Consider the following 14216-nt stretch of genomic DNA (forward strand, 5'->3'; position numbering starts at 1 on the left):
ACTGCCACCCCCGTCTTATTCTTTAACGTTTACGATTTTGGCACTTGCATCTTCTTCTTCAAATTTGCTGTCAAGTTTAGCCGTCAGTACGATAATAAATTTGCGGCTGCGAATATCTTTATCTACTTCGATTCGGATATTCCGTGAAAAACCGAGAATGATATTTTTCGGGTGAGTCAAAATGATGTCAGACGCATCGTACTGGGAGTCACCTTCTCCGACCGAGTACGGCTGCAGATTGGACACTCCTTTGACCGGAACGCCGAATGCTGAAGACAAACCGCCCTGCACCGCAAGATCCCCCAGATTGGTCTGACGGTCAGCCACACGGTCTTTCCATTCAATCTCCATGCCTTGAGATGTGTAAAATCTGAATTCCTGAGGCAGGCGCAAATATTTTGCCGGAATGGCTTTTAAGCCCTTTTTAAATGTGGCTCTGGACAGCTCTTCCCCGTTTCCGTCAATGACGTGAGATACAGTCTGCTTACGGATTCCGTCAAGCTGTGCCAAGTACGGATCAGAAGAAGATGTATCGCCGTTTACGACAAGCTCCTCAATATCGACTGCCGCCCGCTCCGCCAAAATCTGCATGATCGTCTGCTGCAGGCCATCTTTTTCAATATTGTTTTCAAGCGTGTCATAGGTGATATTAATTTCCGCAATGACTTCTTTCGTATTTAGCTGCACCGTACTTGTTGCCGGGACGGTCAGCTGATCGTCAGTTAAGGCTTTTCCTTCCTCAGCGGCACGCAGAATCCGCTGGCCGAAACCGATTTTTTCAAATTTCTGCGAGTCATTTTCCATTTGAATCACACGCGATTCGCTGAAAATGGTCGGCGTGTTCTGCACCATGCGGATAAATGCTGAAGCTTGTGCGGGGTTCATTAAACCGCCGCTTTTTAAAGCGGAAAGTGACATTTCCGCCTTTCTGATGATATCTTGATTTCTCACTCTACAGTTCCTCCTTCTGACTGGGCTTAAAGCAGTCCGCTCCAAATGGATTTTTTAACAGACTCTTGGCCGCCCGTCTCTTCTTCCGGCTGCTTTGATGCGCCTCTTACTTTTTCAAGCGCTTCAATGCGTTTAATAATCGGCGCAAGCATGTCCTCAACAAGCGTTTTCAGCTTTTCTTCATCAGACGGCGCAGCCGCCCCGTCTTTGTCTTCCGTGTTTTGGTCCAAGCTGTCAAGCCGCTTTAAAAGCGGGTGCAGCGCGTGTTCAATCGATTCTCTTACGTCTTCTTTTCTCATCTTGTTCAAGTCCTCTCCCTTGCGGTTTCTTGATTTGCGGTCACGGTCGAGAAATTGCTTGACCGCGCCGAATAAGCCGGCTTGCTTTTCTGCCGGCTCTTCGTAAACGTCAGCGGTTCCCGCCATGCTGTAGCCCGTAATGATACCGGCTTTAATCTGATCCCATACTTCATCGGAAGCTTTGGTGACAAGCACCCAAGATCCTTTCCGGATCACAGCATTCCCGATTTCAAAGTCATCCGGGGCAACGTACGACTCCACCACCTCGCCGGTCCCGCCTTCAAAATTATGATTTGTATCGATGTTGCGGGCGTCCGCCAAAAAACCGTGAGCGGCCTTTTCAATTTCTTCAGCCGTCATATAATCGCCATGGGCATCCGGGACATCCGGCTCGTAAACGATGCCGTAAACAAGCTTCTGCTCATCCGATTCGCTTTTTGTAAACACCTGCACCTTTTTTTCAAATGACGGAAGGCCTCCGGCTGATTTTGTAAAAAAGAATTCCGTTTGGTTCGCCGCCTTATCGACATAGCTCACAAAACTGATGACGGCATTTCTCAATTCTCTCGGCACGAGATGTTTTCACCCCCTTTCAGGATTGCTCCTTTTTCCCTTTCAGCACCGGCCGGCTGTAGTACTCTTCAGGCCATTCCTCAAGCGTCTTCCCGAGCACTCTTCCGGCCAGATCACGGAGGTCATTAGGAGAGACCGCACCGGCGGAAATAAATGGCGTAAGCACCTTCGCAATTTCAAGCGGATCGCGAAAATCAGGCCCTTTTAATGTGAGCTGTACATCGTGGAGACCCAGTTCAGGCAAAAATAACGTGTTGAGCTTATTAATCAGCGTTTTCCGCTCCGGCTGAAACACCTGCTCCTCCGTTATTTTCCGTGCCGTATCGGCGGTGGCTTTGTTGTATTCCTGCGCCTCGCCCGTGTAAAGCGGCGGGAGACGGAAAGCGGAACGGAGTTTATTTCTGCTTTTGTCGTCATATTCAAGAAACAGCGCATCATCCTGCAGAATTTCCGCAAGTGATTTAATTTCCACAGACACGGGCGTAATGTCTTCGCCTCCGTGAAGGTCTTTTTCCTTCGCAATGCCTTCCGCCTCAATCAGCAGAAACTTGTGGGCGTTTTCCACCCCTTCCAGGTCATTCATATAATCCTGGAGCTCTTTGTACGAGGTTTCTGACAGCATGCCGTTTTCAACCGTAATGGCGGCCGGCACGTGACGGCCCTGCTTGAAATACATAAAATTCAGTTCTTCCGCTTTCCGGGCGCCGTACAGGTTGACGATATTGCCGACCCAGCGCGGAATTCCGTAAGTGCCGCTGCCGATTTTTAAGTGAATGGCTTCATTTGCCCGATATTCTTCAGACAGGGTCTTTACGTATTCGCCGGTTCTCATGTCCATCATGCGGGGATCGCCGTATTCTTTAAAAAACACTTTCCGACCGTTCAGCATCTGAACATATTTACGAAACCGTTTTTGCCTTTTAATCGTTTTGGATGCGCCGTTTTCTTCATATGAAAATGTAACTTCAACGGGATCAGTCACACCGCAGACGCGCATATGTTTCACATCCAGATATTCAATCCCCGCCGGTTTTCCCGCCCCGTCCCGAAGCACTTCGAGAAAACCGTTGCCCGTTTTTTCACGGTCTTCTATCGCATATCCGAGGATCGTCTCGGCCGATTCATCAAAATGAAGACATTTGTAAAAGCTCTCCAGCTTCATCCAGTTTTTTTCGGCCCGCGCCTTTTTTGTCGGAGAGCAATCTGAGCTATTTACATCAAAGGTATATTCCACATCAAACCCAAAACCCGTAATATTGACCCGATACGCGTCAATGCACTGCTGAAGAATCGTCGAATATTCGGCGATTGTTTTCAGTTCAATGAGATTATAGGGCGGTGAAATGATGTCTTCGCCGTACAGATCGGCAAATTGATCTTCATTCATCTGCCTTGCCTGCGGCGCGGCCATTTTTGATTTAAAGACGGTGGCTCTAACGTTTTGATAGTTCGGCAACACCTACCTCCTCCTTTCCCGATTCGGACGTCTCCGTTTTTGTGATGCATCTTTCAGATCCGCCGCGTCATAGTCATCCAGCGCATACCAAATGGCTGAAAGTGTGTGGGGATCAATTGAAAACTCATCTTCCGACAGAACGCCGTTTTTGTTTTTTGCGTACGTTAAGTTCTGCAATTCGCGGATCGTATGTTGACAGCTGTCTGAGCAATAGATATGTTTGAACCGTTTCAGCTTTTTTGTATACTGAAGTCTTGAGCCCGGAAACTTTTTGGCCGCAACCATGCAAAAGCCCTGCCTGCGAAAATATTGGATGCTTTTCGGCTCAGCCGAATCCGCTTTGATCAGCTCTTTTTGATCCGCCAATTCCTGAAGCTCCTCAGCTGTCTGATCATCGGTCATTTTGTTTTTGTAATACTCCCAGAAAATATAAAGCTCTTTTTGATCCGGATCGACGGCAAGCCGGATGACCGCATTGTATGACTCTTCAAAACCGAAATCCATGCCCGTCCGAAACAGGGGGCGTCTGATGGAAGCAATCCGCTCCGTTACTTCGTTGTGCTCCATGACCTGAAACTGCGGAAACACGCGAATGCCGTTAACGCCGAACTGTCCTTTGCGGGCGATCCGGTATAAATCGGGATCGTAATGCCGTAAGCTGTCCAGCTGCTTAATATAGCTTTTCGGCAAAAACAGATTATCGCAGGCTGTGGAATGGTGGTAATACGTATCTCCCTTAACGACGGTGCCTTTTTCATACAGCGTCTGATCATCCAATACGAGCCGTTTTTTTTGGTCATCACGGAAAAAATGCCGGTACGTCCAATTGGAGGTGCCGACGGGATTTGTGGTGCATATCATATGAAGCGAAAGCTCGGGATGGCGCAGACGGCCGATCAGCTCCTTAAAGCCTTCATACTTCACTTCAGAGCATTCTTCAATCCAAATCAGTGAAATATGATGAATGGATTTCAATTTGGCCGGGTTGTCCATCCCTTTAAACATAATCCGGCTTCCGTTTGAAAATCTCAGCTGCATCGGTGAAGACACGGCCTTTACGGCATGTCCCAGCTCAAGCTCCCCGATAATATCTTCAAACAAGGCAAAAGTAGAATCTCTGTGCGTATCGAAAACTTCCCGCACGACAAGCGCCGTCCGCTTTTCACGAAGCAGCTTCAAGATGATTTTCAGCGCGGTATGATAGCTTTTTGACGAGCCGTAGCCTCCGACGAGAAATTGGTACGTTTCATTCCAATTGAACAAATAATCTTCAAAGCGCGGGTTGACCGCTTTTTCAATCATGACCGTTCCTCTTTCCGCGTAATGACAATGTCAATCGGCTTTTGGCTGTCTTCTGTTTTTTCCATCTTCTGCTGTGCTAGCTTTAATTTTTCATTTTCGATTTTTTGTTTAAATTGATCGGGGAAAAGGTCAAAGTACAAGGACAGCTTTTCAAGAGCCTTCATCTTGTCGGCAAGCTTTATTGCAATGCCCTCTTTTCCGAGTTTTGCTTCTGTGACGATGGTTCCGTCCAGAAGGTGCGAATCTTTAACGTCAACGTAGCTGATTTCCTGCATAATCGGATTATCATTTTCGTCAAAGAGCGGCCCTGATTTTCCGAAGGCCTGAACCTCTTTTTTTCCGAAGGTTACATAATCGGTAATGTCGGCGAAAGCGATTTTCACATAGACTTGAAGAACGTCCATCGCTTCGACAAACACTTTATTGACCATTTCCTTTTTCATGCGGCTGATTTCTTTGGCGACTTTTCCGTTTTTTAACAGCCTGCTTCCCGTCACATGCGCGCTTTCCGGTGAATACCCGGCTTTTATCGCAGATTGGGTGGCGTTAAAGCTTTTCACATAATAAAGACAAAACAGCCGCTGGCGTTCGTTTAACTCATCACCTTCGCCCGGGTTGTTTTTTCCGCCGCTTTCCGCGTTCTTATGGAGCGCCTCGTCCCAGCGCCCTTCTTTTTTCCATCTGCCGATCGTTCTTGCGGATACGCCTGATTTGCCGGCAAGGGCGCGATTTGTGATGCGGCCTTGATGAGACTGATAGATTGTAAATGCCTGTTCTCTTTTTGCGTTTTTCATGCTACGGCATCACCGCCACCTCCGACATGATTGTCTATAATAAAAAGCGGCTTCTAATCGGGCCGCTTTTTGTGATCGTCTGTTCACTTCTAGGTGGCAAACGTATGACAACTTATGAAGCAGGCGATTGATTTCTTTGTTCTTGCTGTTTTTGAATTTTTAGAAGCGCCCGTTTGACCGTCGTCTGTACGGTTGATTTCTTTACATTCAGCAAGGCGGCGATCCGTTCATATGAAAAGCATTCCGCTTTGTGGAGCAGCAGCATTTCTTTTTCTCTATCCGTTAAAACGGCTAATGCGTCCCGCAGTCTGATTCTGTCTTCTTCAGTCACATTCCCGGAAGGTTCAAACATCAGCGCCTGTGAATAGGTTTCTATAATTCTCGGATCTTTAATCAGCATTCTCTGATAAGCGTCTCTGCGGTCTATCGCTCTTCTTATGCCGGGCTGCCGGCCTTTTTCAAGCCATTCGATGACATATTCCACATCTGTAATGATCGTTCTGATGATTTTTTTATCTTTCAGTTCTTCTGAAGTAAGCACCGTTTCATCGGTTTCCTCCAGCTGCTTGTACCACTTTTTCGTCTCTTTCAGCGTGCGTTTATATTCAAATAGTAAGTCTTCCATGTAGATCCTCCTCTTTTTCGGAACAAAAAAGGACACCAACCAATGCGCAGCATGTGCGCGATTGATCAGTGTCCGCAGGCTTTCCGTCTTGGACGTATTCTGTTTTTAATTCAATTTAAAGCCGATTTCATATTCGATCCGGGCCAGATCCCCTTTTCGCGTTTCGACAAGCGTTTTGCCGTGCTCCGGCGCTTCGGCGAGCCATGCTTCCTTCTTCAGTCCGTCTACAATAATCACCCGAACCTTGCCTTCTTCCAGCTGGCTTTTTAATGTTGTATGTTCAATGTCAGTCAGTTTTTTAGGATTCATGTTTTACGTCCTCCGTCTTTTTCAGGATGTTTACTTCATGTATGAGGCTTTCGAGCTGATTTATAAACGCTTCTTTTTCTTCAGAACTTTCTCCCCGGAGCAGGCGGAGAGCCGTTTCGGCCGCCTCAAAAAGTTCCGGGGCTTTCGCCATCAATGCCGCGTTGATCTGCTGAGAGTATGAACTTAAGTTGAAAACGGCCGCGATGAGCCTTCCGTTTGAATAAGGGAACTTCTCTTTATCCGCTTCGCTGTAAGCGGAATAAATGTAAATGGGTTTTTCTTCTCCGCTGTGTACGGCCCGCCATGGAGCGGGGCTGTGTTTTTCTTGCAATGGTTATCCTCACTTTCCATCAGCCTCATGCCATGCTTCAATTTGCTTTTCTATCCGTTTCGCCCCGAACAGCAGGCAAAAAAGCCATTTAATATATTTACACACGTGCATCAAGCCTCGCTTTTGCGTCTTGAACCATTCGCTCGAGACGTTTAATGACCGGCGTTAAATCAGTGCCTGTTTTGCAGTTCGGGCAAGGGTGAAAGACAGCGCCGAAACCCGTTTCCGTCACAATGACCTTCTTCGGCCCGCACAGCTTACACATTATCTCGCCCCCTCTAATCTGTGGTTTACGTCAAATGAATTGCCATTAATGATGACTAAATAATCGCTGCACATCTCATAAATTCTTGTGCCCAAGGCTTCATCAACCTGCACCAGTCCGTCACAGGCCAGCTCGCTCGAGATAAGAACCGGCTTATGATTTAAATAGCGGTAATTCACGACGGCGTACATTTGTTCAATCTGCCAATCGGTCGCCCGGGGTTTTCCGTTCAGCGGTTTGAACAGATCGTCAATAAAAAGCACATCCGCCTGTTTCATACGGCCAAGCTTTGCATCAAGCAGATCAAAATCATTTTTTAAATCCGTAAAGCCCTCCACAAAAGGAAAATACAGCACCGGTGTCTGCTTCTGTCTCATGACATAATTGCTGAGAGCGGTCAAAAGATGGGTTTTTCCCGATCCCGGACGCCCTAAAAGGGCAATGCTGTTTTTCCGGCAGTTTTTAATCTTGTCGAAGTTTTCAACATATTCAAGGGCGCACTCATATGCGTCGACGACTGCCTGAGGCTTGCCCCGCGTGATAAATCCTTTGAAATCCAGCTTCCGAAAGGCGCCTGTAATCTCACTTGCGCTGAGGATGCGCTCTGCTTTTCGTTCGGCGGCGCAGCGGCACTTAACCCACACATCCATTCCCAGCTGGTTTTTGAGATAACCGCCCTGATCTTTACAGAGCGGACAGTCAAAGCGGCTTTCGTCTGATTCTTCCGGTCTGTCCGCCAGTAATGGACGTTTTCCGTTTTTCAGGTCGGCCAGTATCTGCTCGATCGTTCGTTTTGTCATGTATCGTATTCCTCTCTTTTTTTGTTGTGATTGTCCTTCCCGCAATTCGTGCATTCAAGCGGTCTTCCATATACTTGGCGCAATAGCTGAAAGCCTTGATCGTTTCAGCTGAAGAGGTGCGCCGCTGTTCAAAAGCGGTAAAGCATTCGCCGAGCCATTTGATTGCTTCTTGTGCTGACGCACCGAGGGAAACAATACGGGCGATGGCCTGATAATCCCGGGGCGAGGGGTATACGCTCCGCCCCTCCTGTGCAGACCTTAATCTGATAAAATGGGCGGCAATGTCGTTAATCGCTTCTTCAGCAGTATGATTTTTTGTTATATCTATTTCTCTCCGGACATTTTTGTCCCGGTGATCCGCCGATATTGTCCGGTCTGTGACTTCCGGACGGGTCAATGTCTTTTTCGGCGTGAATCTTTTCGAGTGCTTTACGGAGACGATGAGTCCGTAAGGGGCGCGGACGGTTTTGATATATTCATGCTGTTCCAAGCTCTCGAGCCACCGTCTGACGGTTTTTTCGCTGACGGCAAATACGTCGGCCATTTCTTTTGCTTTTACGGGTTTATGACCGAGGACGATCCCCCACTTTACGCCGTCTTTTACGTGTTCCTTTGTCGTTGAGCTGATGAACCATAAAAACAGCCATATGGCGGACCCTATTTTTTCATAATGTTCTGAATTCAATAATCCGGAATAGATGAAAAACGGGTAGCTTTTACGATTCATAAGGGATGTCTCCATTTTTCTTCAGACTTATATAGCGTTCATACTGCAATCGGTTATCAAATCGGAATACCGGAAGTCCGCAAGCGGTAAAAGATATCGAACCGCCTGCTTTCCCTAAACATCTCTGGTCAGCCGGATTGCTGCTGAAACGGATGATTATCGGCTGCATCTCTCACCCTCCTGATCAATTTCTTATCGTATTTTGATACATTTTGTATCTTTATGATGTTGATTATATACGATACATTTCGTATCATCAAGACCTTTTTGATACTTTTTTTATCATCTCTTTATTTTGATACATTTTGTATCTATAATCATAAGTAACTTAGGGTGTTGAAAAAAGAGAGGTCATTCGGATGATAGGCGGAAGATTAAAGAGTCTCAGAGGAAAGAAAACGCAGGAAGAAGTCGCAAATCATATCGGTGTCTCGCGCGCCAGATATTCTCATTATGAAAACGGCCGATCTGAACCCGATTACGACACGCTGCAAAAGCTTGCGGATTATTTCAAAGTGTCGACTGATTATTTGTTAACCGGAAAAGAACCTTCAGATGAAGACATGTTTGCCGATCCCGACCTGCAGATTGCATATCGGGACATGCAGGACTTTTCGCCGGAAAGCAAGCAGCAGGCCATTGAATTCATTAATTATTTAAAAGAAAAAGAGAAAAACCGCAGGCCGAAACATAAATAATCCGCTCTTTTCCTTTAAATTGCTTAACGTTCAGCCGATATAAAAGATGAATGTTTATTTTTAAAAGAAAAGGGAATTGATTCAAAGTCCGATCAGGGCTTTTCTTTCTCGCTTAAAAAAGAACATATGTTCGAAAGGGTGTATTCAATTGGGCGATTTTTTAACACATCTTGAGGAATACGTCAAAAACTTATATTGCCGCATGGGAATGACCGCCCCTCTCCATATTGATATGCAGATGATTGCCAAGGAGCTTGACATTTGGATTCATTTTGAAGATACGCACAGTATGATGCTGAAGCGGGACGGCATGTACAGCATCGTCCTGAATCAAAAAAAGTCACCCGAAGAGCAATGGCAGGATTTTGCGCACGAACTGTGCCATGTGCTGAAGCATACCGGCAACCATTTTCATATGAACAAGCTGTTCAGGGAACTGCAGGAATTTCAGGCCAACCATTTTATGTACCACTTCTGTGTGCCGACCTTTATGCTGTTAAACATGGAGCTTCCCCAGCGGAGAAGCCATGCCGTTATTTTAATCGCAGCCGCTTTCCGGGTGACGGCATCATTTGCGGAAAAAAGGCTGGAGCTGTTTGAACGGCGTAAAGCAGGTATTCAATTTCAGAAGCGGCTCGCTTGTCTGTTATCCGACAAGCGGCCGAATGGGTATTATGAAAGCGGACAGACACACTTGCATGCCGCTGAAGAAAAAACGCCGTATTTTATTGAAAATTAGCGATTCTCCGTCGGCAGAGTGTCAGCATTTTAAATCGCAGGAAAGGTTTTTGCATCATGACGCTGTTCTCACCGTGCTGCCCGCCAAGCACTTCTTGCGCCGCATAGCTCCAGTGAATGTAAAAACGGGCCCCCCTGTTCATTTATCATAAAAACCGGCCTTCACGGCTTCTACATACCGAAAAAACAGATCGGTTGGCGTATATTTTTCTCCCCGGCAGCCAAAATTGCTGAACAGCGCGTGTCTCTGCGCCGTGCTCACTTCCAATTGCAGCCCCATTTTCCTTTTTGTCCGATTGACAATGTTGCCGGGATTTACACCTGCCAGCCGATCGTTCTTCTCTGTCAGCTCGGCATCAAACCCCGCTTCACGCAGCAGATCACAAATCAGTCTTGCTTTTTCCAGATCCGCGCCCCCGACGAGTGTATTTGCCTTTTTCAGATCATGATACCCGTGAAAAGCCAATCCGTAATGATGGGCGGTCACTTTTTCTAAAGCCAGGGGTTCGTCAAAGCGTGTGCTTGTCAAGTGGAGAGAACGGTTATTGCACCGCTTCGTCCCTTCAAATAAGTAAATTGAGCTTTGGTCAGAAAATGCCCGCACCAGCTCACTGACACCCGGTTCAATTCTCCCGCCGTGGGGAGCGAGGACGATACATTTACTTCCCTCTTTTTCTTCATAAATAATTCTGTATTCCGATTCAGCAGCTGAAAGGGCTGCGAAATTGTCATATCTATCTTTCATGTGTAACATGCTCTCCTTTTCCAGTCAGCACCAGTTTACTCTACTCATCTGGGAATGGAAACCTTTTTATAGTATGATTTGATAGAATACGTATCAGGGGGGATATATCATGGGGTTCATCAATGGATTGCTGGGCAATGCGTCGACAATATCGACGGCTGAAGCAAAAGAAGAACTGGCCCGTATTCTGCTGGAAGGTGAGAATGTCAACGCCGCGTTTAAGCTCGTACGAGATATCATTGTCTTTACGGATAAGCGTCTTATTCTTGTTGATAAACAGGGACTCACGGGGAAGAAAACGGAGATTCAATCCATTCCGTACAAGAGCATTTCCAGATTCAGCGTAGAAACCGCCGGCCGCTTTGACCTTGATTCAGAGCTGAAAATTTGGATTTCAGGAGCGGAACTTCCCGCTGTCTCAAAGCAGTTTAAAAAAGATGAAAGCATTTATGATATTCAAAAGGCCCTTGCCGCAGTTTGTATGTAAGAAGAAACGGAAGCCCGGGGAGCTTCCGTTTTATTGATTACAGTTTTTCTTCAATTTTGGCCTTCGTTTTCGGGCCGTAAATTCCGTCTGCCGTTAATCCGCTGACGGATTGAAAACGTTTTACGGCATTTGCCGTTTTCGGACCGTAAACGCCGTCCGCCCCATGATTTTTTGCTCCTTTATCGGGATAAAAATAAAGAGCGGATAAAGCGTTTTGCACTTGTTTTACGTTTGTCCCTTTCGTCAGCGGTTTCGTCACTTTGATCACACCGGATGGAAGCGGATAGGAAGGCACAGCCTGACTTTTTGAAGAAGAACCCGTCTGAGCGAGCTTGATCACTTGTCCGACTGTAATGTGATTCGGATCGGTGATATGGTTGATGCTTTGCAGTGATTTTACGCTGACACCGTGCGATGCGGCGATTTCCGATAAGGTGTCGCCTTTTTTCACATGGTATTCAGACACCGGGGCGGAAGCTTTTTTCACCGACGTACTCCCATTTAATTTCTTTTCAATCTTCGCCTTCACTTCATCCCAGCGGCCTTCAGACAAAATGCGGTGCGGGCAGTACTTTCCGTTCCAGTCCTGATGCTTTCTGATTCTGTCAATCCCCCAGCCCCGTTCTTTCAAAAGCTGCGCCGCGAACGCAATCGCCAGTTCTTCTGCGGCTCTGTACCGTTCGCCCCCTGACTTGCTGTAACAGATTTCTATAGCAATCGACTTTCGGTTTCCGGTACCGTTCGTGCCGTCTCCCGAATGCCAGGCATTCCGGTCCAACGGAATTCCCTGGATCACTTCTTTGTCATCAACCGCAAAATGATAGCTCGTTGATTCGCTGTTTCCCGTCATATAGCTGATTTCATTAGCGGCGGATGCGTCGTTTGCCGTGTTATGAATGGTAATATACTCCGGCGTCATCGGATTCGGACATTTTAACGCATATTTATCAGCCGATACGAGCCGTTTTTTCACTTCAATCCCCACTCTTCATCTCTCCTTATGCCTTTTTCATCAATAGGTGGCATTCGTAGGACAGATAACTTGAGCATATAGACCCTGCATTCGTATAAAAATGGAATGGATACGCATGCAAAAAATAAGACCCTTCCAAAGAAGGGTCTTTATGTTATGTTTGGTTGCGCGCGGCAATATGGAATGTGCCGTCCGCTTGGTTTTCCAAATGGCTTTCATGGCCGATCACCTGTGTAAAGCTGAACCCGACAGCAACAAGCAGCAATCCTGACAACAGTTTAGATTTCATATAGACAATCTCCTCTCTGGATTTGTTTTTGGGCGTGCACCATTTTTTCATAAAACGTGAGCGCTTTTTCAGGCTGTCCGTGTTTCATGTAAAATTTGGCAGCATCATGCGCCAATTCTTCCACATACGGATACAGCATGTGTTCTTCCAGAAAATCAAACGTGTGCCTGACGGATGCGTTATCCATTTCCTTGCCGTATAACGCATGTAAAAATTGGAACAGATTTACAAACAATTCATCATTGTATTCGCGGGCGATACTGAGCCCGAGGCGATATTGCTTCTCTGCTTCGGCTGTAGTGTTCTGTTTATAAAGAACCTGTGTTAATGAGTAAATAGAATGCGGAAGATTATCGAACTTTTCTGACCTGCAAATGGAAACGGATGTCTCAAAATATTCGGCTGCTTTAGAGAGGTCTCCCATTTTTTCGTAACAGTTTCCGAGATTATATAAGGCTGAACTGATAAGACGGGGATTGCCTTCTTGTTTTGCAAGATCTAAAGCAAGTTCTAAGTGGGGCAATGCTCTTTCTGGATACTGCATGTCATCATAATTCCCTGCAATAACGAATTCACATTGGATTCTGCGGACGTTGTACGTCTCATACGATTGGTACGTTTCAAGGGCTTGAACGGCATAACTCATGGAGACGTAGGTTTGTTTCAGGTTGTAAAATATCTCGGCCATTTTAAAAGCAAACTCAGCTTTCTCGATGTCATCAGAAACGAGTGCAAGGTTTTTTTCAGCCCGTTTGTAATACATCATGGCGTTTAGGAACATTTTCTGTTTAAATTCGTACATTCCTCGAAAAAAATTAAAGTAGTAATCAAGCAGTCCTGTCAGTTTATACTGGTTGCCTTCAATGTCTTCCAATAATTCTGAAAACTCAGGCTGAGAAGGGTCCTCCTTTAAGGGCTTGATGTAATCCAGCATGACACGGTGTCTGAATTCCATTAATGAATAATACAGCAGCAGATCCTGATCTTCTTCCATATCCTCGATCTCTCTCTCTACTTCACGCTTGACGCGCTCCGCCTCAAGGACGTGAAACTGCCGGATATGGGTATACCATTCATTAATTTTGAGCCCGACAAAAGAGGACGGAATAGTCTGCTTCATCCTCAATAAATCCCCCCTTTTGGAATGACCGAGATATGTCATATTTTATCATATTTGCTAGAAAAAGAAGAACGCAAAAAGACCGCAATTGTCGAATTTCGGATATCCGCAACGATTTATCTCCGTCACAAGCTTATTGCTTGTTTCTTCCGTGCCGTTGATATAGCATATCCTTGCAGCTTTTATTCTGTATTAAATGGGGGTTTTCACATGACAGCACAAAATCAATTGGTCAGCCACTTTCTGTCACATCGAAACGTGACGATTGAACTGGCGGAAAAAATCAGCCGCGAGCATTACGACTACAAACCGGCAGAGACATCAATGTCCGCTCAGGAACTTGTAAAACACATCGTTTATTCTTTTCTTATGTTTGCAAACGTCATTAACGACGGAAACGGATCAGCCATCCAGAACAAACCGAAAGAAGAAGCGGAAACAGACCTCGTCAAACTGGCGGAAGCATGTACTGAAAAAACGACAGACATCCTGTCACAGCTGACTGAAGAGCAGCTGAACCGCGAAATTGACCTGACCGCCTCTTTCGGCAGAAAAGTGACCGGCGCTGCTCTCCTTCAGCTTGCCATGGAGCATGAAATTCATCATAAAGGCAACCTTTTCGTGTATGTCAGAGAAATGGGCCACACGGAACTTCCGTTTTATCAGCAAAAATCATAATCCGGCCATCCGCCGGTCTGCGACATAACAGCAGGCTGGCGGATTTTTTTGTACTG

20 protein-coding genes are annotated in these 14216 nt (G+C 46.2%); 4 read left to right on the forward strand and 16 right to left on the reverse strand.

Features of this window, described 5'->3' with window-relative positions:
• Positions 1-15 precede the first annotated feature (15 nt).
• The 12 genes from ACNFN4_RS10650 to ACNFN4_RS10705 all read right to left on the reverse strand — a co-directional run bounded on the left by ACNFN4_RS10650 (position 16) and on the right by ACNFN4_RS10705 (position 8601).
• A complete protein-coding gene (locus tag ACNFN4_RS10650; RefSeq protein WP_007407274.1) occupies positions 16-951 on the reverse strand; it encodes a phage major capsid protein in 936 nt (311 codons plus the stop codon).
• A 26-nt stretch (positions 952-977) separates the two neighbouring features.
• A complete protein-coding gene (locus ACNFN4_RS10655) occupies positions 978-1823 on the reverse strand; it encodes an XkdF-like putative serine protease domain-containing protein (protein ID WP_003154849.1) in 846 nt (281 codons plus the stop codon).
• Positions 1824-1842: 19 nt separating this feature from the next.
• On the reverse strand, positions 1843-3234 hold the full coding sequence (locus ACNFN4_RS10660; RefSeq protein ID WP_095061438.1) for a phage portal protein: 1392 nt from the start codon (positions 3232-3234) through the stop codon (positions 1843-1845).
• Between the two features lie 48 nt (positions 3235-3282).
• Positions 3283-4581 carry a PBSX family phage terminase large subunit gene (locus ACNFN4_RS10665; protein ID WP_199022481.1) on the reverse strand — a complete coding sequence of 433 codons (1299 nt, stop codon included), beginning with the start codon at positions 4579-4581 and terminating at the stop codon, positions 3283-3285.
• A complete protein-coding gene (locus ACNFN4_RS10670; RefSeq protein ID WP_022553491.1) occupies positions 4578-5375 on the reverse strand; it encodes a terminase small subunit in 798 nt (265 codons plus the stop codon). Before ACNFN4_RS10670 ends, ACNFN4_RS10665 begins: the two co-directional genes overlap by 4 nt.
• A 112-nt stretch (positions 5376-5487) precedes the next feature.
• On the reverse strand, positions 5488-6000 hold the full coding sequence (locus ACNFN4_RS10675; RefSeq protein WP_021494031.1) for a sigma-70 family RNA polymerase sigma factor: 513 nt from the start codon (positions 5998-6000) through the stop codon (positions 5488-5490).
• A gap of 105 nt (positions 6001-6105) precedes the next feature.
• A complete protein-coding gene (locus ACNFN4_RS10680) occupies positions 6106-6309 on the reverse strand; it encodes an XtrA/YqaO family protein (protein ID WP_007610788.1) in 204 nt (67 codons plus the stop codon).
• Complete coding sequence (locus tag ACNFN4_RS10685; RefSeq protein ID WP_014417522.1) at positions 6299-6640, reverse strand: hypothetical protein; 342 nt, start codon at positions 6638-6640, stop codon at positions 6299-6301. Before ACNFN4_RS10685 ends, ACNFN4_RS10680 begins: the two co-directional genes overlap by 11 nt.
• A gap of 97 nt (positions 6641-6737) precedes the next feature.
• A complete protein-coding gene (locus ACNFN4_RS10690; RefSeq protein ID WP_003154863.1) occupies positions 6738-6905 on the reverse strand; it encodes a hypothetical protein in 168 nt (55 codons plus the stop codon).
• Complete coding sequence (locus tag ACNFN4_RS10695) at positions 6905-7705, reverse strand: ATP-binding protein (RefSeq protein WP_014417520.1); 801 nt, start codon at positions 7703-7705, stop codon at positions 6905-6907. The genes ACNFN4_RS10690 and ACNFN4_RS10695 overlap by 1 nt, the downstream gene beginning before the upstream one ends.
• Entirely contained in the window at positions 7605-8432 is an 828-nt protein-coding gene (locus ACNFN4_RS10700; RefSeq protein WP_014417519.1) for a phage portal protein, read from the reverse strand. The genes ACNFN4_RS10695 and ACNFN4_RS10700 overlap by 101 nt, the downstream gene beginning before the upstream one ends.
• Positions 8422-8601, reverse strand: coding sequence for a hypothetical protein (locus ACNFN4_RS10705; protein ID WP_448200158.1), 180 nt, complete (start codon positions 8599-8601; stop codon positions 8422-8424). The genes ACNFN4_RS10700 and ACNFN4_RS10705 overlap by 11 nt, the downstream gene beginning before the upstream one ends.
• 190 nt (positions 8602-8791) lie before the next feature.
• On the opposite strand from ACNFN4_RS10705, the gene xre reads away from it, so the two are divergent.
• Both xre and ACNFN4_RS10715 read left to right on the forward strand, forming a co-directional pair.
• Positions 8792-9130 (forward strand): HTH-type transcriptional regulator Xre, encoded by a 339-nt coding sequence (gene xre, locus ACNFN4_RS10710; protein WP_003154871.1) that lies wholly within the window; start codon positions 8792-8794, stop codon positions 9128-9130.
• Positions 9131-9278: 148 nt separating this feature from the next.
• The gene (locus tag ACNFN4_RS10715; protein ID WP_021494032.1) at positions 9279-9869 is read left to right on the forward strand and encodes an ImmA/IrrE family metallo-endopeptidase; all 591 of its coding nucleotides are present in this window, start codon (positions 9279-9281) and stop codon (positions 9867-9869) included.
• 138 nt (positions 9870-10007) lie between these two features.
• Here the strand turns inward: ACNFN4_RS10715 and ACNFN4_RS10720 are convergent, their stop codons facing one another.
• Complete coding sequence (locus tag ACNFN4_RS10720; RefSeq protein WP_017417601.1) at positions 10008-10613, reverse strand: poly-gamma-glutamate hydrolase family protein; 606 nt, start codon at positions 10611-10613, stop codon at positions 10008-10010.
• Between the two features lie 109 nt (positions 10614-10722).
• Here ACNFN4_RS10720 and ACNFN4_RS10725 point away from each other — a divergent pair, with 109 nt between their 5' ends.
• Positions 10723-11100 (forward strand): PH domain-containing protein, encoded by a 378-nt coding sequence (locus ACNFN4_RS10725; protein ID WP_017417600.1) that lies wholly within the window; start codon positions 10723-10725, stop codon positions 11098-11100.
• Positions 11101-11137: 37 nt separating this feature from the next.
• Here the strand turns inward: ACNFN4_RS10725 and ACNFN4_RS10730 are convergent, their stop codons facing one another.
• The 3 genes from ACNFN4_RS10730 to ACNFN4_RS10740 form a co-directional block, all read right to left on the reverse strand.
• A complete protein-coding gene (locus ACNFN4_RS10730) occupies positions 11138-12085 on the reverse strand; it encodes an N-acetylmuramoyl-L-alanine amidase (protein WP_448200159.1) in 948 nt (315 codons plus the stop codon).
• 142 nt (positions 12086-12227) lie between these two features.
• The gene (locus ACNFN4_RS10735; protein WP_003154881.1) at positions 12228-12362 is read right to left on the reverse strand and encodes a PhrA family phosphatase inhibitor; all 135 of its coding nucleotides are present in this window, start codon (positions 12360-12362) and stop codon (positions 12228-12230) included.
• Positions 12352-13488: a Rap family tetratricopeptide repeat protein gene (locus ACNFN4_RS10740; RefSeq protein WP_087920760.1), complete on the reverse strand. Its 1137-nt coding sequence runs from the start codon at positions 13486-13488 to the stop codon at positions 12352-12354. Before ACNFN4_RS10740 ends, ACNFN4_RS10735 begins: the two co-directional genes overlap by 11 nt.
• Positions 13489-13692: 204 nt before the next feature.
• Between ACNFN4_RS10740 and ACNFN4_RS10745 the strand changes: the two genes are divergently transcribed.
• The gene (locus ACNFN4_RS10745) at positions 13693-14160 is read left to right on the forward strand and encodes a DinB family protein (protein WP_021494037.1); all 468 of its coding nucleotides are present in this window, start codon (positions 13693-13695) and stop codon (positions 14158-14160) included.
• Positions 14161-14216: the final 56 nt, after the last annotated feature.

The sequence above is a fragment of the Bacillus sp. N1(2025) genome (genome assembly GCF_053470005.1).